11 protein-coding genes are annotated in these 19083 nt (G+C 63.1%); 7 read left to right on the plus strand and 4 right to left on the minus strand.

Translation table 11 applies throughout. From position 1 onward, the window contains the following. Window positions 1-122 precede the first annotated feature (122 nt). Complete coding sequence (gene metH, locus ITX55_RS10865) at window positions 123-3818, plus strand: methionine synthase (protein ID WP_123062000.1); 3696 nt, start codon at window positions 123-125, stop codon at window positions 3816-3818. A 38-nt stretch (window positions 3819-3856) separates the two neighbouring features. Here the strand turns inward: metH and ITX55_RS10870 are convergent, their stop codons facing one another. Beyond that, a complete protein-coding gene (locus ITX55_RS10870; RefSeq protein WP_042785476.1) occupies window positions 3857-4567 on the minus strand; it encodes a UTRA domain-containing protein in 711 nt (236 codons plus the stop codon). Between the two features lie 190 nt (window positions 4568-4757). On the opposite strand from ITX55_RS10870, the gene ITX55_RS10875 reads away from it, so the two are divergent. The 6 genes from ITX55_RS10875 to ITX55_RS10900 all read left to right on the plus strand — a co-directional run bounded on the left by ITX55_RS10875 (window position 4758) and on the right by ITX55_RS10900 (window position 11139). Then, window positions 4758-5819 carry an ABC transporter substrate-binding protein gene (locus ITX55_RS10875; protein ID WP_033631954.1) on the plus strand — a complete coding sequence of 354 codons (1062 nt, stop codon included), beginning with the start codon at window positions 4758-4760 and terminating at the stop codon, window positions 5817-5819. A gap of 11 nt (window positions 5820-5830) precedes the next feature. After that, entirely contained in the window at window positions 5831-6640 is an 810-nt protein-coding gene (locus tag ITX55_RS10880; protein WP_016930299.1) for an alkaline phosphatase family protein, read from the plus strand. Beyond that, entirely contained in the window at window positions 6637-7482 is an 846-nt protein-coding gene (locus tag ITX55_RS10885) for an ABC transporter permease subunit (protein ID WP_033651199.1), read from the plus strand. The genes ITX55_RS10880 and ITX55_RS10885 overlap by 4 nt, the downstream gene beginning before the upstream one ends. Window positions 7483-7499: 17 nt before the next feature. Beyond that, a complete protein-coding gene (locus ITX55_RS10890) occupies window positions 7500-8285 on the plus strand; it encodes an ABC transporter permease (protein WP_033644383.1) in 786 nt (261 codons plus the stop codon). Window positions 8286-8289: 4 nt separating this feature from the next. Next, window positions 8290-9282 carry an ABC transporter ATP-binding protein gene (locus tag ITX55_RS10895; protein WP_042785475.1) on the plus strand — a complete coding sequence of 331 codons (993 nt, stop codon included), beginning with the start codon at window positions 8290-8292 and terminating at the stop codon, window positions 9280-9282. Window positions 9283-9489: 207 nt separating this feature from the next. Further along, window positions 9490-11139 carry a Na/Pi cotransporter family protein gene (locus tag ITX55_RS10900; protein ID WP_047573490.1) on the plus strand — a complete coding sequence of 550 codons (1650 nt, stop codon included), beginning with the start codon at window positions 9490-9492 and terminating at the stop codon, window positions 11137-11139. 47 nt (window positions 11140-11186) lie between these two features. Here the strand turns inward: ITX55_RS10900 and ITX55_RS10905 are convergent, their stop codons facing one another. The 3 genes from ITX55_RS10905 to panS form a co-directional block, all read right to left on the minus strand. Continuing rightward, window positions 11187-16013 (minus strand): hemagglutinin repeat-containing protein, encoded by a 4827-nt coding sequence (locus ITX55_RS10905; RefSeq protein WP_108682107.1) that lies wholly within the window; start codon window positions 16011-16013, stop codon window positions 11187-11189. A 45-nt stretch (window positions 16014-16058) separates the two neighbouring features. Continuing rightward, the gene (locus ITX55_RS10910; protein ID WP_033651202.1) at window positions 16059-17738 is read right to left on the minus strand and encodes a ShlB/FhaC/HecB family hemolysin secretion/activation protein; all 1680 of its coding nucleotides are present in this window, start codon (window positions 17736-17738) and stop codon (window positions 16059-16061) included. A gap of 385 nt (window positions 17739-18123) precedes the next feature. Beyond that, window positions 18124-19041, minus strand: coding sequence for a ketopantoate/pantoate/pantothenate transporter PanS (gene panS, locus ITX55_RS10915; protein ID WP_033651203.1), 918 nt, complete (start codon window positions 19039-19041; stop codon window positions 18124-18126). Between the last annotated feature and the right edge of the window lie 42 nt (window positions 19042-19083).

Here is a 19083-nt window from a genome sequence, read left to right on the forward strand (position 1 = left end):
CATCGGAGGTGTTGGCGCACAACCTGAAAAACTCTCAATTGTCGCCTGGCCCTTTGTCCTTACAAGCTGTGCTAGGATGACTCGTTGGTTTTTGCGGCAGTTGAGCAATGGGCTGGATGGCAATGGAAGGGGTTACAGTGACGAATCGAGTAGAACAACTGCGCCGCCAGTTAGCGCAGCGCATTTTGGTGTTGGACGGCGGCATGGGCACCATGATCCAGAGCTACCGTCTGGATGAGCGCGATTTCCGCGGTGAGCGTTTCGCCGACTGGCGCAGCGATCTGAAAGGCAACAACGATCTGCTGGTGCTGACCAAGCCGGAAGTGATCACCGCCATTCATTACGCCTATCTCGAGGCGGGCGCCGATATCCTTGAGACCAATACCTTCAACTCCACCTCCATCGCCATGGCCGACTACCATATGGAGTCGCTGTCCGCCGAGATTAACTATCAGGCCGCCTGCCTGGCGCGCGCCTGCGCCGACGAATGGACGGCGCGCACGCCGGAAAAACCGCGCTACGTCGCCGGGGTGTTGGGGCCGACCAACCGCACCGCGTCCATCTCGCCGAACGTCAACGATCCGGCGTTCCGCAACATCTCGTTCGATGAACTGGTGGCGGCTTACCGCGAATCGACCCGCGCGCTGGTGGAAGGCGGCGTCGATCTGATCATGATCGAAACCATCTTCGACACCCTCAACGCCAAGGCCGCCGCTTTTGCGGTGGAAACCGAATTCGAAGCGCTGGGGGTGGAACTGCCGATCATGATTTCCGGCACCATCACCGACGCTTCCGGCCGCACCCTGTCCGGCCAGACCACCGAAGCGTTTTACAATTCGCTGCGCCACGTCAAGCCGCTGACCTTCGGCCTGAACTGCGCCCTGGGGCCGGATGAGCTGCGTCAGTACGTCGCCGAGCTGGCGCGCATCTCGGAGACCTACGTCACCGCACACCCGAACGCCGGTTTGCCGAACGCCTTCGGCGAGTACGATCTGGATGCGGCCGAGATGGCGCGCCAGGTCGGGGAGTGGGCGCAGGCCGGCTTCCTCAATATTATCGGCGGCTGCTGCGGCACCACGCCGGAACATATCGCCGCGATGGCCAAGGCGGTCGAGGGCGTGCCGCCGCGCCGGCTGCCGGATATCCCGGTCGCCTGCCGCCTGGCCGGTCTGGAGCCGTTGACCATCGACGGCAACACCCTGTTCGTCAACGTCGGCGAGCGCACCAACGTCACCGGCTCGGCGCGTTTCAAACGCTTGATCAAAGAAGAGAAATACAACGAGGCGCTCGACGTGGCGCGCCAGCAGGTCGAGAGCGGCGCGCAGATCATCGACATCAACATGGATGAGGGGATGCTCGACGCCGAAGCGGCGATGGTGCGCTTCCTCAACCTGATCGCCGGCGAGCCGGATATCGCCCGGGTGCCGATCATGATCGACTCCTCCAAGTGGTCCGTTATCGAGAAAGGCCTGAAGTGCATTCAGGGCAAGGGCATCGTCAACTCGATCTCGATGAAGGAGGGCGAAGAGGCCTTTATCCACCACGCCAGGCTGGTGCGCCGCTATGGCGCCGCGGTGGTGGTGATGGCGTTCGACGAAGTGGGCCAGGCGGACACCCGCGAGCGCAAGTTCGAGATCTGTCGCCGCGCCTATAAAATTTTGACCGAACGCGTCGGTTTCCCGCCGGAAGACATCATTTTCGACCCGAACATCTTCGCCGTCGCCACCGGCATCGACGAGCACAACAACTACGCCGTCGACTTTATCGAAGCCTGCGCCGACATCAAAACCCACCTGCCGCACGCGATGATCTCCGGCGGGGTGTCCAACGTGTCGTTCTCGTTCCGCGGCAACGATCCGGTGCGTGAAGCGATCCACGCGGTATTCCTGTATCACGCCATTCGCAACGGCATGGACATGGGCATCGTCAACGCCGGGCAGCTGGCGATTTACGACGATCTGCCTGGCGAGCTGCGCGAGGCGGTAGAAGACGTGATCCTCAACCGTCGCGAGGACGGCACCGAACGCCTGCTGGAACTGGCGGAAAAGTACCGCGGCAGCAAAGACGGCGAAGCGGCGGTGCAGCAGGCGGAATGGCGCGGCTGGCCGGTGGAGAAGCGGCTGGAATACTCGCTGGTGAAGGGCATCACCGAGTTTATCGAACTGGACACCGAAGAAGCGCGGCAGCAGGCCGAACGCCCAATCGAAGTGATCGAAGGGCCGCTGATGGCCGGGATGAACGTGGTCGGCGATCTGTTCGGCGAGGGCAAGATGTTCCTGCCGCAGGTGGTGAAATCCGCCCGCGTGATGAAGCAGGCGGTGGCCTACCTGGAACCGTACATCGAGGCCAGCAAGCAGCAGGGCACCTCCGCGGGGAAAATCCTGTTGGCGACGGTGAAAGGCGACGTGCACGACATCGGCAAGAACATCGTCGGCGTGGTGCTGCAGTGCAACAACTATGAAATCGTCGATCTTGGCGTGATGGTGCCGACGGAGAAAATCCTGCGCACCGCGCGCGAGGAGAATGTCGACATCATCGGCCTGTCGGGGCTGATCACGCCGTCGCTCGATGAGATGGTCAACGTGGCCAAAGAGATGGAGCGCCAGGGCTTTACGCTGCCGCTGCTGATCGGCGGCGCCACCACCTCCAAGGCGCACACCGCGGTGAAAATCGAGCAGAACTACAGCGGCCCGACCACCTACGTGCAAAACGCCTCGCGCACCGTGGGCGTGGTGTCGGCGCTGCTGTCCGCCACCCAGCGCGACGAGTTCGTGGCGCGCACCCGCAAAGAGTATGAAACGGTGCGCATTCAACACGCGCGCAAAAAGCCGCGCACGCCGCCGGTCGATTTGCACAAGGCGCGCGCCAACGCCATGGCGCTGAACTGGGCCGACTATCAGCCGCCGGCGCCGCGGCAGCTTGGCGTGTTTCCGGTGTCGGCCGGCATCGAGACGCTGCGCCACTATATCGACTGGACGCCGTTCTTCATGACCTGGTCGCTGGCGGGCAAATACCCACGCATCCTCGAGGATGAGGTGGTGGGGGAAGAGGCCAAGCGCCTGTTCCATGACGCCAATCAGATGCTGGATCGGTTGGCCGCCGAGCGCAGCCTCAACCCACGCGGCGTTTACGGCCTGTTCCCGGCCAACCGCGTCGGCGACGACGTGGAGGTATACCGCGACGAACGGCGTGACGAGGTGCTGGCGGTGAGCCGCCACCTGCGGCAACAGACGGAAAAAACCGACTTCCCGAACTACTGCCTGGCGGACTTTGTGGCGCCGAAAAGCAGCGGCAAAGCCGACTACTTCGGCGCCTTCGCGGTGACCGGCGGGCTGGAGGAAGACGCGCTGGCGGCGGCGTACGACGCGCAGCATGACGATTACAACAAAATCATGGTCAAGGCGCTGGCGGATCGTTTGGCGGAGGCCTTCGCCGAATACCTGCACGAACAGGTGCGCAAGCTGCACTGGGGCTATGCCGCCGACGAGAGCCTGAGCAACGAGGAGCTGATCCGGGAAAACTATCAGGGCATCCGGCCGGCGCCGGGCTACCCGGCCTGCCCGGAGCACACCGAAAAAGCGACCATCTGGCAGCTGTTGGACGTCAACCGCCACACCGGTATGGAACTGACGGAGTCCTTCGCCATGTGGCCGGGGGCGGCGGTATCCGGCTGGTACTTCAGTCACCCCGAGAGCAAGTACTTCGCGGTGGCGCAGATCCAGCGCGATCAGGTGGAAGACTACGCGGCGCGTAAAGGGATGAGCGTGAGCGAGGTCGAGCGCTGGCTGGCGCCAAACCTCGGCTACGACGCCGACTGACTTTCCTCTTTAAGGGCGCAGCGATGCGCCCTTGTCATTTACAGCGCTTCCACATCGATGTGCAGCGCGTCGTACCGCCAATACTCCAGGTCGCAATCGATCACCCTGTCGTGCTGATCGCGATTCACCCGCGTAATGAACAGCGCCGGGCTGCCGTAGGTCACCTTCAGCATGGCGGCGGCCTGCTGCGGCAGCAGGGTGGGCAGCATGTCGAAACGCACCCGGCCGTAGTGAATGCCGTAGCGCGCGGCGTACAGCGCGGTCAGCGACTGGGTCAGATCTTCGTCCAGAATGCCGGGGAAATAGGCCGGATTGAGGTAGTGCTCGCAGTACAGCACCGCGCGTCCGTCGATGTAGCGCAGCCGGCGAATGCGATAGGCCTGCGCGCCGGGAGGCAGCGCCAGGCGGCCGGCCAGCGGCGCGTCGAGCGTGACGACCGCGCTGTCGATCGCTTCGGTATGCGCGGCGCGCCCCTGCTGCTGCGCCATGGCGTGAAAATGGCTGCGCTGCAGCGGGTTGTAGATCAAACGTGGCGGCGAGATGAACCAGCCGCGCCGCACCTGGCGGTAGATGACGCCCTGCGCCTCCAACTGGCCGAGCGCCTCCTGCAAGGTAATGCGGGTGGTGGCGAATTGCTCGCTCAGGGCGCGTTCGGAGGGCAGCTTGCCGTCCACGGCGAACTCGCCGGCGGTGATGCGGGCGCTCAGCGTTTGGCAGATGGTGGCGACGGTCGTCGGTGCTTCACTCATACAGCGGGTGTCCCGTTTCAGTGCGTTTGGCCTTTAAGGTAGACCAGCGTCGCGTTTTCGCCGTTGCAATGGGTGATAAAACTGTCGCTTTTTTAAGCTGACATATAATTATCACATTCGTCCGTTAGATTGGTTTGGTCCTTGCTGGACTAGTCCAGCCCTCCCCACACTACCACCTGGAGCATCAGTTATGAAACGTTTGTGCGCTTCTGTGTTAACCAGTGCCATCGTGTTATCCAGCCAGATGAGCTGGGCCGCGGATACCGATCTGGCGGCGCTGGAGCAGGCCGCGAAGAAAGAAGGCGAAGTCAACAGCGTCGGCATGCCGGACAGCTGGGCCAACTGGAAAGGCACCTGGCAAGATCTGTTGAGCAAGTACGGCCTGAAGCATGTCGATACCGACATGAGCTCCGCGCAGGAGATCGCCAAATTTGATGCGGAAAAGAACAACGCCACGGCGGACATCGGTGACGTCGGCGCGGCCTTCGGCCCGGTGGCGGTGCAGAAGGGTGTAACGCAGCCGTACAAACCGTCTACCTGGGATCAGGTGCCGGAGTGGGCGAAAGACAAAGACGGCCATTGGGCGCTGGCTTACACCGGCACCATCGCCTTCATCATCAACAAGCAGCAGGTGAAAGACATCCCGCACAGCTGGGCCGATCTGCTCAAGGGCAGCTATCAGGTCACCATCGGCGACGTCGGTACCGCGTCGCAGGCGGCCAGCGGCGTGCTGGCGGCCACCTACGCCATGGGCGGCAACGAGAAAAACCTCAAGCCGGGCCTGGAATTCTTCGGCAAGCTGGCCAAGGCCGGCCGCCTGAGCCTGAGTAACCCGGTGATCGCATCACTGGAGAAAGGGGAAGTGCAGGTTGGCGTGGTGTGGGACTTCAACGGCCTGAACTACCGCGATCAGATCGACAAAACCCGTTTTGAAGTGCTGATCCCGTCGGACGGCTCGATCACCTCCGGCTACACCACCATCATCAATAAATACGCCAAGCACCCGAACGCCGCCAAGCTGGCGCGCGAATACATCTTCTCCGACGCCGGCCAGATCAACCTGGCGCGCGGCTATGCCCGCCCGATCCGCGCCGAACATCTGACGCTGCCGGACGACGTCAAGGCCAAGCTGCTGCCGGCCGAGCAGTACAAGAATGCGCACCCGATCGCCGATCCAGCGGCCTGGGAACAGAGCGCCAAAGCGCTGCCGCGTCTGTGGCAGGAAAACGTCATTATGTTTATGCAGCAGTGAGTTAACGCACCATGAAAACGATCCTCGTGCTGCTGGACGGCCTCAACTACCGGGTGGCGCACGACGCCATGGGGTATCTGCAGGCCGAATGCGCGGCGGGACGCGGGCGGTTGTACCTGCTGGAGAGCGAGTTGCCCTCGCTCTCCCGGCCGCTGTATGAATGCATCCTCACCGGCGTCACGCCGGTGGAGAGCGGCGTGGTGCACAACCACGTCTCGCGCCTTTCTCATCAACAAAGCGTGTTTCATTACGCGCGCGCCGCCGGGCTGACCACCGCCGCCGCCGCGTATCATTGGTTCAGCGAATTGTATAACCGTACGCCGTTCGACGCCGCGCGCGACCGCCACACCGACGCTCCCGAGCTGCCGATTCAGCACGGCCATTTCTATTACGACGACGGCTATCCCGACAGCCATCTGTTCGACGACGCCGAAAGCCTGCGCCAGCGTCATCAGCCGGATTTTCTGCTGATCCACCCGATGAACATCGACGACGCCGGGCACCGCTTCGGCCTCTCTTCGCCGCAGTACCGCAACGCGGCGCGCCGCGCCGACGGCTCGCTGTCGCGCTACCTGCCCGAGTGGCTGGCGGCCGGTTATCAGGTGCTGGTTACCGCCGACCACGGCATGAACGACGATCGCAGCCACGGCGGGGTGTTGCCGGAAGAGCGCCAGGTGCCGCTGTTCGTGTTCGGCGCGGGCTTCAGCCTGGACGACGCCGATCCGCAGCAAACCGAGCTGTGCGGCACGATCTGCGATCTGTTGCAGGCGCCGCACGACAAGCCGCGCTGTCGGGCGCTGCTGGCGCAGGATGCGCGATGAACAGCAAAACCAAATGGATCGCCGCGCTGTGCCTGCTGCCGTTTATCGTGCTGTTCGGCGCGTTTCAGATCGCCCCGCTGGTGTGGATCGCGGTTCACAGCTTTTTCAGCGAGAGCAGCGGCTGGGGATGGGGCAACTATGTCGATATCCTCACGTCGCCGTTCTACCTGCAGGCCTTTCAGTTCTCGCTGGAAATCTCGCTGTGGTCGAGCGTCTACGGCTTGCTGATTGCATTAGTGGGCAGTTACTCACTTCGCCAGCTCGGCCAGACCCGCTTTCATGACTTCGTGATGTCGTTCACCAACATGACCAGCAACTTCGCCGGGGTGCCGCTGGCGTTCGCCTTCGTCATTCTGTTGGGGTTGAACGGCTGCCTGACGCTGCTGCTGCGCAAATACGGTTTGATGGAGAGCTTCAACCTCTATTCCAAGAGCGGCCTGATCGTGCTGTATACCTACTTCCAGATCCCGTTGGGCGTGCTGTTGCTGTATCCGGCGTTCGATGCGCTGCGCGCCGATTGGCGCGAGTCGGCGGCGCTGCTCGGCGCCGGCCCCTGGCGCTACTGGCGGCATATCGGCCTGCCGGTGTTGGCGCCGGCGCTGATGGGCACCTTCGTCATCCTGCTGGCCAACGCGCTGGGCGCCTACGCCACGGTGTACGCGCTGACCACCGGCAACTTCAACGTGATCCCGATCCGCATCTCAGCGCTGGTGGCGGGGGACATCTCCCTCGATCCGAACCTGGCCAGCGCGCTGGCGATGCTGCTGGTGGCGATGATGGCGTTTATCACGGTGATCCACCAATGGATGCTGCGCAGGAGTTACCTCAATGCGCGCTCATAATCGGATGGAGAATGCTCATGTCGCGTGTTGAACGCCTGTACCACCGCACGGTGACCGGCCTGCTGCTGTTGATTCTGCTGCTGCCGCTGGCGGCGACGCTGGTTTACGCGCTGGCTACCCAGTGGGGCGCCACCATTTTGCCGGACGGTTTTACCCTGAAATGGCTGACGGCGCTGTGGAGCGATTCGCGCTTTTTGCTGGCGCTGTGGCACTCGCTGCTGATCTGCTTTGGCACGTTGCTGCTGTCGGTGGTGGTGATCCTGCCGGCGATGTTTGTGATCGCTTACTACTTCCCCAAGCTGGACGCGGTGATGAACGTGCTGATCCTGCTGCCGTTTGCCGTGCCGCCGGTGGTGTCGGCGGTGGGGCTGATGCAGCTGTTCGCCGCCGATCCGCTGCCGCTGCTCGGCACCCCCTGGATTTTGGTGGGCTGCTATTTCACCATCGCGCTGCCGTTTATCTACCGCGCCATCAGCAACAACATGCAGGCGATCAACCTGCGCGATCTGATGGACGCCGCGCACCTGCTCGGCGCCAGCACCTGGCAGGCGGCGCTGTGGGTGGTGCTGCCGAACCTGCGCAAGGGCGGAACGATCGCCGTGCTGCTGTCGTTTTCGTTCCTGATCGGCGAGTTCGTGTTCGCCAATCTGCTGGTAGGCAGCCAGTATGAAACGCTGCAGGTCTATCTGTTCAATATGCGCAACGGCAGCGGGCACTTCACCAGCGCGCTGGTCATCTCCTATTTCGCCGTGGTGCTGCTCGTCACCTGGCTGGCGAACCTGCTGAATAAAAACAAGGGCTAACCCGATGGCTTATCTCAACGTCACCCGCCTGAACAAACACTATGGCCAGACCCAGGTGTTTCAGGATATCGATTTCACCGCCGAAGAGGGGGAGTTCGTCACCCTGCTGGGGCCTAGCGGCTGCGGCAAATCGACGCTGCTGCGCTGTCTGGCCGGCCTGACCCCGGTCGACAGCGGGCAAATTTTGCTGCAGGGCCAGGATCTGGTGCCGCTGGCGCCGCAAAAGCGCGGCATCGGCATGGTGTTTCAAAGTTATGCGCTGTTTCCCAATATGACGGTGGAAGGCAACGTGGCCTTCGGCCTGAAAATGCAGAAGCTGGCGGCCGGGCAGATCGGCCTGCGGGTGCAGGAGGCGCTGGCGCTGGTGGAGCTGACCGATTTGGCGAAGCGCTATCCGCATCAGCTGTCGGGCGGCCAGTGTCAGCGCGTAGCGTTGGCGCGATCGCTGGTCACTCGCCCGCGTCTGCTGCTGCTCGACGAACCGCTGTCGGCGCTGGATGCGCGTATTCGCAAACACCTGCGCGAGCAGATCCGGCGCATTCAGCGCGAGCTGAACCTGACGGCGATCTTCGTCACCCACGATCAGGAAGAGGCGTTGACCCTGTCGGATCGCATCGTGCTGATGAACAAGGGGCAGATCGTGCAGAGCGGCGATGCGGAAACCCTGTATACCCAGCCGGCGGATGCCTTCGCCGCCGGGTTTATCGGCAACTACAACCTGCTGAGCGCCGAACAGGCCGGCCGCTTGACCGGGCGCAGCTATGTCGGCAAGGTGGCGATCCGCCCCGAGTCGATCGGCCTGTTGCCGGCCGGACAGGGGATCGGCGGGGTGATCCTGGGTCACAGTTTGCTCGGGAATGTGGTACGGTATCGGATTCAGGTTTGCGAGGTAGAATTGCTGGTTGACGTGCTCAACCGTTCGGTGGCCGACCTGCGGCCCGACGGCGCGGAAATTGGGCTACACTTGGAACCTGTTGTATTGCGGGAAGTTGCATGACTTCGCAGCGCGGCGCCGGGGCCTTCCCGCCGCCGCATTAACCCTTCTCTTCTGCGGTCTGCCGCCCGCCCGCTGTCCTGCCAGACCCACGCCCGGCAGGCGGGACCGCGCGCTGTATCCGTCATCCTTTGGCTCGCCTCTCTGCGTCGCGTGACAAGCATCGGGTATCAGCCTCCTTTGGCCGGGCGTTAATGGAGCGTATCTTCCGTGCTGACCCTTCTTCACCTGCTTTCGTCCGTGGCGCTGTTGGTGTGGGGCACCCACATCGTGCGCACCGGGATCATGCGGGTTTACGGCGCCAATCTGCGGCGCGTGTTGAGCGACAGCGTTGAGAAAAAACCGCTGGCGTTCGTTTCCGGCATCGGCGTGACCGCGCTGGTGCAAAGCAGCAACGCCACCGCGCTGCTGGTGACCTCTTTCGTCGCGCAGGGGCTGGTGGGGCTGGCGCCTGCGCTGGTGATCATGCTGGGCGCCGACGTCGGCACCGCGCTGATGGCGCGCGTGCTGACCTTCGATCTTTCCTGGCTGTCGCCGCTGCTGATCCTGGTCGGCGTCTTCCTGTTCCTCAGCCGCAAACAGATGCGGATCGGCCAGATCGGACGCGTCCTGATCGGCCTTGGGCTGATCGTGCTGGCGCTGGAGCTGATCGTCGCCGCCGCCACGCCGATCACCCAGGCGGCCGGGGTGAAAGTGCTGTTCTCGTCGCTGACCGGCGACGTGATGCTGGATGCCCTGACCGGCGCGCTGTTCGCTATCGTCAGCTATTCCAGCCTGGCGGCGGTACTGCTGACCGCCACTCTGACCGCATCCGGCGTGATTTCGCTGAAGGTGGCGCTCTGTCTGGTGATCGGCGCCAACCTCGGCAGCGGCCTGCTGGCGATGATCAACGCCAGCGGCCAGAACGCCGCGGGGCGGCGCGTGGCGCTCGGCAGCCTGCTGTTCAAGCTGGTGGGCTGCATACTGGTGCTGCCGTTCGTCTCCTATCTGGCGGATTTGATGGCCCAACTGCCGGGCGGCAGCGAAGAGCTGGTGATCTATTTCCACGTGTTCTACAACCTGATCCGCTGCCTGGTGATGATCCCGCTGGCCGGGCCGATGGCGACGCTGTGCGAACGGCTGATCGTCGACGAAGCGGCCGACGATCCGCGCATGCGGCCGCGCCATCTGGACGCCAGCGCGCTGGACACGCCGACGCTGGCGTTGGCCAACGCGGCGCGCGAAACGCTGCGCATGGGCGACGTGGTGGAACACATGATGATCCTGCAACGTGAGGTGCTGCACGGTAAGCAGGGGGGCGATAAAGAGGTGCGGCGCCTCGACGATGACGTCGACGTGCTGTACACCGCCATCAAGCTGTATCTGGCGCAGATCCAGAAGGAAGATCTGGGCGAGGAAGACTCGCGCCGCTGGGCGGAGATCATCGAAATGGCGCTCAACCTGGAACAGGCGGGCGACATCATCGAGCGCATGGCCGGCGACGTGGGCGCCAAGTCGCACGCCGCGCGCCGCGCCTTCTCGGCGGAAGGGTTGGCGGAGCTGGACGGGCTGCACGAACGGCTGATCGGCAATCTGCGCCTGGGGCTGTCGGTGTTCCTGTCCGGCGACGTCACCAGCGCCAAGCGCCTGCGCCGTTCCAAGCACCGTTTCCGCATTCTGGATCGCCGCTACGCGCACGCGCACGTCGATCGTTTGCACCAGCAAAACGTGCAGAGCATCGAGACCAGTTCGTTGCATTTGGGATTGTTGGGGGACATGAAGCGCCTGAACTCGCTGTTCTGCGCCGTGGCTTACAACGTGTTGGATCAGGATGCCAAGGACGACGATCGCGACTGGGAAGACACCCCGAGCACGCTGTAAAAAAAACGCCCCCGGTTTTAACCGGGGGCATTGCGTTGGGGGGCGTGTTATTTGCCGCTGAACACCCCGGCTTTGGCGTCCGCTTGCTGAGTTGAAGCATGGCCGCTGGCGAACGGTACGTTGCCGTCAACGCTTTGCTTCGCCGCGCCGCCTAGCAGCCCGCCGATCGTGGCGGCCGCATCGACGCGGCCGCCGCCCTGATAGCGCTGGCCGCTGACGTCCTGCTGGCTGACCTTGCCGCCGCCCAGTTCCACCTTGCCCTGCTGGCTGCGGATCTCGCCGCCGGTCAGTTGGGTTTGGCCGCCGACCTGCAGCGCCACGCCGTTCTTACCGGTAATCGCCGACTGCTCGCCAACCGCGTTGTTGTTCACCACGTCGGCATTGACCTTGAGGTGCCCCTGGCGACCGGCCGGACCGGTGATGCTGTCTTTCACCGCGCCGCCGACGGTGCGTGCGCCGCGATCCCACAGCGGGCCTTGCGGTTTTTCACCGGTCGGCGTTGCCGGCAGCGTGACTTTGCCGTCGGCCTTGCTGAAGCTGACCGTGCCGGTGGTGTCCTGCTGCGGATCGAGGCGACGTGCCACGCTGTTGTACTTGTCGGTGGTGGCGTCGGCCACTTTGTTTACCCCGGCCTCCAGTTTCTCTTTCACCTTACCGGCGTAGCGCGGCGTGCCCACCTTCGACAGCTTGGAGGTGACGCTGCTGCCCGGATCGTTGCTGTGGCTCAGGCCGGCATCCACATCCACCTTCACGCCTTTCTCAACGTCTTTGCGGCTTTCAATGCGCAGATCGCCGCCCACCTTGCCGTGGACGCTGTCGGCATCGACGCGCGCCCCGGCGAGACGGGTGTCCTTGCCGCTGTTGATCGCCACGTCGCCCGCGGTGATGCCGGCGTTGGCGTGGGTGGTTTTATCCTGCTGTTCCACGCCGACCTTCAGACCGGCCCCCAGCGTATGGGTGTCTTTGCCGGTGTTCGGATCGATCTTGCCGCCGGCGTCCTTGTTGAACGTTTGGCCGCCTCTGGCGTTGGCTTTGATGCCCAGATTCCAGTTGTCTTTATGCTGCTCGTTTTTGGCGGATTCCAGCAGGATGCCGCCGTTTTTCACCTCGAGCGCGGCGCTGCCGCCGCTGACTTTGGCGCCCTGCAGATGCAGCGCGTCATCGCCTTTGCCGTTGGCGGACAGGGTGACCTTGCCGTCTGAGGCGAGAGTGGCGCCCTGGCGTTCTGTCGCGGACTCATTCACCTTGGCGATGTCGAACGCGCCGCCGGCGGAGAGGCTGCCGCCGGTTTTTTCCTTGCTGTCGCTGCTGCCTGCGCCCAGATCGATATTGCCGGACAGCTTGCTCTCCTTACGCGTTTGGGTTGATTCCGCCGCCCGCAGCGCGACCTGGTTGCCCGCGCTCAGAGTGACGTCGCCCCGGCTCTTGACGTCGGTGCCCTGCAGCGTCAGATCGCGGCCCGCTTTCAGCTCCACACCCTGTTGGCCGCTGACGTTGCCGACCTGCGCGGTGCTGCTGCTGCTTTCGCTGTTGTGGGTGCCGCCGCCGAACCCGGCGCCGAAGTTTTTACTGTCAGCGGTGAAACCGCCCTTGGCGGAGGCTTTGACGTTAAAGCCGCTGTGGTTTTCGCTCTGTTTGTCGCTGGCCTGATCAAGACGGATATCGCCGCCGGCGTTGACGGCGGTTTTACCGCTGCCCCCGTTCAGCGCGGTGCCCTGATAGACCGCGTCTTTTTTCACGTTGACGTTGATGCCGTTGGCCGCGTCGATCGAGCCGGTCACCGCCTGGCTCGCGCTGCTGTTGCTGCGCTGAGTGCCGCCTTCGCCCTTGGCGTCCACGGTCAGATCGCTGCCGGTGGTGGTGTAGACGCGCACGCCGGCGCTGCCGCGGGTGTCGCGGCTCTGCTCGTCCTGACGGTTCGCCGCGGCTTCGCTGCGGTGGCTGTCCGCCGTCAGCGAGACCGCGCCTTTGTTGGCTTGATATTGCGTGCCCTGATCGCGCACTTCGCCTTTGGCGTTGATGTCGATGCTGCCGGCTTTCACCGAGCTGACCACCGCCTGCGAGCTGGTGCTGCGTTTTTCGCTGCTGCCGCCCTGTGCGCCGATATCCAGGCCGACGTTAGGCGCGCCGATGCCGCCGATGTCGTTGATGACGCCGGTGGCGTCCAGCTTGGCCGCCTTGCCGACTGCACGCTCGACCGGACGAGTGACGGCGCTGTAATCGACGTTGGCGCCGATGTTCACGCCGACGTCGGTTTTGGTGGTGGTGCTGCTGGTAGTGTCGGCGGCGGCCAGATGATCGACGCCCGCGGCGTTTTCTTGATAGGCGCCGCCGACGCTGTGTTGCGCGCCTTGCTGGGTCAATTTGTCACGGGCGTTGACAGTCAGGTTGCCTTTGACGTCGCTGCCGGAGGTGACGGCCTTGCTGCTCTGCGCCTGCGTTTTGCTGTTCTCGTAACCGGCCTCTACGCCGCTGCCGAGCTTGTCGATGCCGCCGGTGTAGTAGAAACCGCCACCGACCTTGGTCTGCTCGGTGTTCGAGGTGGTTTTGTCGTCGGCCGCCAGGAACGAAACCTTATTGCCGCTGACGCTGGCGTCGCCTTTGTCGGCGACCAATTTGGAGCCGCTGAAGGTCACGTCCTTATCCGCTTCGAGCTTCACGCTGCCGCCGCTGAGGGTGGCGCCGCGGTTCTCGGTGCGGGTAGTTTTCTCGCTGTCGCGGGTGTGTTCGATGCGTACACCGGCGCGGTATTGCTTGTCGCCGGCTTCTTTGGCGTAGCCGTTGACGGTAAGCGCGGTCTTCTGCTCGTCGATGTTCTGCTGCTGCTCGGCGGCCTTGACGTTGATGTTGCCGGTCTGTGAGGTGACGTTCAGTTCGCCGCCGCTGGCGACCTGGCTGCCGATCACGTCGGTATCCTTACGGCTGACCAGCTTCAGGTTGGTGTCGGACTTCAGTTCGCTGGCGGTACTGCTCTGGTAGCTGTTGTCGGCCTTGTGCGAGCTGCTGGTGATGTTGAACACGGTGCCGGTGCGCGCGTCGATTTTGTCCACGGTGGTGCTCAGCGCGTTGTCGATGCGCAGGCCGCCGTGGGTGGCGGTGACTTCGCCACCTTTCTGGCCGCGCGCCTTGCTGCCGGTGATGGTAACGCCCTGCTGGCCGTTCAGGCGCAGCGTGCCGCCGCTGGTCAGTTCGGAAGCGTGGCTGACTTCGCGGCGGTTGCTGTTGTTCTTGTTGTCGCCGCCGCCGATGCCGCCCCAGGAGGTTTTGTCATCGCGCACCGCTTTGGCGTTGGCGGTTTTCTGCACCCCGATCTGGATCTGGTTGTCTGCGTCGATCGTCAGATCGCGCTGGGCGTGGACCCTGGCACCCTGGGTTGCGACATTGCGGCCGGCTTTCAACGTCAGTTCGCCCTGGCTGCGCAGTTCGCTGGCCTTCAGGCTTTCGCTTTCGTCGCTGCTGCTCCAACTGCCGGTGCGCAGGCTGGAGGTGTGGTTGCGCTGGTAGCCGCGTTCGCTGGACTTATCCTTCTCCACCAGCCCGGCGAGGTGCACGTCGCGCGCCGCTTTGACGCTCAGCGCCCGATCGGCGCTGACGTTGGCGCCCAGCAGCGTCACGTCCTCCCGTGTGCTGACGAGTTTGGCGTTGCCGCTGGCGGCGACGGTGCTGCCCGCCTGCTGCTGCTGCTCGCGCTCGCGGGTGACGTCGTATTGCCAGGAGTAGAACCAGCGGTTGTCGGTGTGACCTTGGGTTTGCTTCAACTGTTGGCCGTCGAGCGTCAGCTTGCCGCCCTGCAGGGTAATGTCTTCGCCGCGAATATCGGTGGCGGTGAGGTGCGCGTGGTTATCCGCCACCAGGCTGATGTTCTTGCCTTTCAGCTCGGTGCGGATCAGCTTCTGGCTGCTGCTGCGATCGTTGACGTAGATGCCGCCGCGGTAGTTCTGGTAGTTGTCGCCGCCGTTGCGGTTGCTGCCGGCATCTTCAACGCGGCTTTCGCTGCGAATGTCGTAGGCCTTCACCTTGAGCTCGTCGCCGGCGGTCAGCTTGCCGGCCAGCTTCACGCCGCTGCCTTGCGCGGTGTTGATGATGTTGATGCGCCCGGCCTGCATGCTGCCGAGGTAGTAGCTGTCCAGCGCGGTCGTCGGTTGCTCACTGGCCAGCACCTTGCCGTCGCGCGCCACGCGGTTAAGGCCGCTGATGGCGTTGATCGCCGCCGGCGTCACTTTGCCGTTGCGGTGGGTAAAGTCTTGTACGATGACGTCGCCGCGGCTGTCTATCTTCGGCGCGATCAGATCCAGCACGCCGCCGGCGTTCAGGGTGCCGTTGAGGCTCAGGGTATTGCGGTTGCCCAGGGTGCTGTAGCCCTGCAGCAGGCCGTTTTCCACCAGCGGGTTGCCGACCACCAGCGAGGAGCGGCTGGTGTTGATGAACCCGCAGCCCTGGCAACTGATGCCGTTCGGGTTGGCCAGCACGTAGTCGGCCGCCATGCCGAAGATCTCTTGCTGGCCGTGCAACAGCGACGGATTGCGGCCGATCACTTCATTGAGGATCACGCTGGCTTCGCGCCCGCCCAGATTGGGGTTGGCGCCCAGTTGGCCGGCCAACTGCGACAGCCCCGCCTCGCGGGAGTTGTTCAGCACCGCGCCGGGCTGGTTGACGTTGAAGTCCTGATATTGGTTATGCGACAGCCCGTTGCCGTTCGGCGCGACGATGTCGACCACCTGGGCGCCGGTGGCGGCGGTGGAAACGCCGGGGCCGTTGGCGCCGTTGGCCGCGACGATCTCACCGGCGTAGGCGCCGGCGGAAGCGGCGAGAATTATCGCCAGCGCGGCGGCCAGTTTGCCTGCCGCCGAAAGTCTGAAGTTATTATTTTTCATCCATGTATCTCCGTATATTGCCGTGGGGTCCTGCAAAACTGCTGATTAAAAGGTGTAAGAAAAGCGCGCCAGCACCTGAACGGGATCTTCAGGCGTGGCGTGGTTCGACAAAATCCAGCCGCGGCTGACCTCCAGATCGACCAGCGCCTGCCGGTAGCGTAACGTGGCGCCGCTGCTCACCCCGGCGCTGCTGCGCCAGCCCGAGTTGTCCTGACGCGGCAGAATGCGGCCGACGTCGGCGCCAAGGCGCGGCGTCAGCGTGGCGGCGCCTAAATTGAAGCTGCGCGACAGCGTGTTCTGCAGATACCAGCCGTTGTCGCCGGACTGGGTGCTGCGGCTGAAGCCGCGCACGGCGCTGCGATCGGTAAGGCTAAGCCACTCCACGCCGGGCAGCGGGTCGCGGCTGTATTGGCCGTAGAACAGGTTGTTGAGCTGATAGGTGGCGTCACCCAGCTTGAGGCGCTGGCTCAGGTTGGCGAACAGCTTGCCCTTGGTGAATTGACTGTCGAGGTGCACCGAACTCGGGTGGCGATCGGCGCCCAGCCAGGGCAGGCCCTGCTCGACGCTGAGGTTGGCGCTGAATACCCCATGGGGCAGAATTTGCAGGTGGCTGGCGCTCAGCTCGGCCAGGGTCAGCGTTGGGCTGCTGACCTCAAGACGCACGCTTTCGAAGTAGTTGTCGATGCGTTTGTAGGTCAACTGGCCGCTCAGGCTGTCTATCTGATCGTGGTCGCGATAAAACACGTAGTCGCTGCGCAGCCCGTACTGTTGAGTCTGACCGTGCAGTTTGACCACGTTGTGCGGCAGCTGCTGGTGGTTCTCATAGGACGAGAAGCTGGCGAACCCACTGAAGGTGAACGCGCCGTACGGCAGCGAATAGAGTAGGGTGTAGGCGCGATTGTAGCGGTGAGCCGGGTTTTCCAACGTGCTGTTGGCGTTCAGGCTGACGAAGTCCGACAGGCCGAACGGGCTGTCCAGCGTGGCGGTGGCGCGCGCCAGCCACTGGCCGGTGCTTTTCTGGCCGTAATTATCCGTGCCGGCGGTAATCAGCCAGGGCTTGGCGTGCTGATTGCGCAAACGAATGACCGAACCGCCAACCTGGCGGCCGGGTAATATATCCAGCTTGGTGGTATTCGATTGCAAACGATTGGCCTGATCCAATCCTTGATCGAGTTCGGTTAATTTCAGCGGCTTGCCTTCCAGCCCAGGAAATAATAATCGGCTGTTGACCCAGCGATCGCCGCCTTCTATTTTCTCGATAAATCCTTCGGTCACGCTCAGCCCCAATTCCCCCTGCGAATTAGGGCGAACAATTTGCACGCGCGCGGTGATATAGCCTTTTTGCACATAAAGGCGCGTTAATTCGCGGGTCAGGCGATTGATATCGTTGCTGCTGATGCAGTTTTCCGGCAGCGCGCTCAGGGCCGACAAATCGGCCGGCGAGAGCAGGGTAATGCCTTGCAGGTAAACGCCGGCGATCGGCAGGCACTGCGCGGATTGCGGCAGGGCGGGCGCGGCCGGTTCCGGTTCCGCCAGCAGGCGCTGTTGCTTCAGTTGCTGATAGCGGCGCTGTTCAATCAGCTGGTTGACTTCACGCGTGCTGTCTTGCAGCGCGCGGCGTGATTCCCCCATCGACATATCCCGCATCATGTGGGAATCCGGCAGGGTTTCAGCGGAAAGGGCCGTGCTGACCAGCAGCATCAAGGCGGTGATTTTTTTTATCATTGTAATCCATTATGAGAGGCTGCCGGGGCAGCCAGCCCAATCCATGAGGTTAACCACGGGCGACCGACGGCCGGCCCGAAATAATGAGCGACATGCACATTGCGAGGTATCTCGATTTGCCGCAGCAAATAAGACGGTGGGTATAGATCTAAATAATAATTAGGCTGCTTCTTTTTTGGCGGGCAACCCTGGTGACTTAATTAATTAAAAAAAGTGGAGCGTCTCTCCCCCTTGCCAACATTATCGGCATGGATAGGAAGAATCTGAATTTTTATTTTTCACGGATGATAGAGGATGGGGGGAATTATGACAATCCGACCAGTGGGAAATACGAAATTTCGCAGAGAAGAACGGGGACGCAAATGTTTGCGTCCCCGCAGGCGGTTTATTTTTTCTTGATGGGGCGTCCGGACCAATAACCCGCCAGCAGCGAGCCGGAGAGATTGTGCCAGACCGAGAACAGCGCGCCCGGCAGCGCGGCCAGCGGCGAGAAGTAGATTTTGCCCAGCGTGGCCGCCAGCCCGGAGTTCTGCATGCCGACTTCAATCGCCAGCGTGCGGCAGGTGGATTCGTCGAAGCCGAACAGCTTGCCGCCCCAGTAGCCGCTCAACAGACCGATGCCGTTGTGCAGGATCACCGCGACGATCACCACCAGGCCGACCGAGGCGATGTGGCTTTGGCTGCCCGCCACTACCGCGCTGATGATCGCCAGGATGCACACCATCGACAGCGCCGGCAGCAGCGGCTCAATGCGCTTCACCGTTTTGGTCAAGGTATGGTGGACGATCAGGCCCAGGCCGATCGGGATCACCACGATCTGCAGGATGCTGAGCAGCATGCCCATGATATCGACGCTGATTTCGGCATCGACGTACAGGCGGGTCAACAGCGGCGTGGCGAACACCCCCACCAGCGTCGAGACCGCCGAGATGGTCACCGACAGCGCCACGTCCCCCTTGGCCAGGTAGATCATCACGTTGGACGCGGTACCGCTGGCCACGCTGCCCACCAGCACCATGCCGGCGGACAGATCCGGCGGCATGCGGAACAGCATCGCCAGGATCCAGGCCGCCAGCGGCATGATCAGATAATGCAGGAAGATGCCTGCCGCCACCGGGCCGGGGCGCGCCAGCACGCGTTTGAAGTCGTCGAGCCGCAGCGTAACGCCCATGGCGAACATGATCAGCATCAGCAGCGGGCTGACGTAGGGGCCGATGCCGGTAAAGGTGCTCGGCGTGTAATAGGCGGCGACGGACAGCAGTATCGCCCAGAGGGGGAATAAGCGCGTGAGTATTGCCAGCATGCAGGTTTTCCTTAGCCAGATTGAGAACGGTGGGGGTGGTTG

It is taken from the genome of Serratia sp. EWG9 (assembly GCF_019913725.1).
Classification (GTDB): Bacteria; Pseudomonadota; Gammaproteobacteria; order Enterobacterales; family Enterobacteriaceae; genus Serratia; species Serratia ureilytica.

Coding starts and splice junctions, on each gene's coding strand:
- ITX55_RS10890 (WP_033644383.1), top strand. CDS start 7,500: ATGTCGCGTGTTGAACGCCTGTACCACCGCACGGTGACCGGCCTGCTG.
- ITX55_RS10870 (WP_042785476.1), bottom strand. CDS start 4,567: ATGAGTGAAGCACCGACGACCGTCGCCACCATCTGCCAAACGCTGAGC.
- ITX55_RS10880 (WP_016930299.1), top strand. CDS start 5,831: ATGAAAACGATCCTCGTGCTGCTGGACGGCCTCAACTACCGGGTGGCG.
- panS (WP_033651203.1), bottom strand. CDS start 19,041: ATGCTGGCAATACTCACGCGCTTATTCCCCCTCTGGGCGATACTGCTG.
- ITX55_RS10905 (WP_108682107.1), bottom strand. CDS start 16,013: ATGAAAAATAATAACTTCAGACTTTCGGCGGCAGGCAAACTGGCCGCC.
- ITX55_RS10910 (WP_033651202.1), bottom strand. CDS start 17,738: ATGATAAAAAAAATCACCGCCTTGATGCTGCTGGTCAGCACGGCCCTT.
- ITX55_RS10885 (WP_033651199.1), top strand. CDS start 6,637: ATGAACAGCAAAACCAAATGGATCGCCGCGCTGTGCCTGCTGCCGTTT.
- ITX55_RS10895 (WP_042785475.1), top strand. CDS start 8,290: ATGGCTTATCTCAACGTCACCCGCCTGAACAAACACTATGGCCAGACC.
- metH (WP_123062000.1), top strand. CDS start 123: ATGGAAGGGGTTACAGTGACGAATCGAGTAGAACAACTGCGCCGCCAG.
- ITX55_RS10875 (WP_033631954.1), top strand. CDS start 4,758: ATGAAACGTTTGTGCGCTTCTGTGTTAACCAGTGCCATCGTGTTATCC.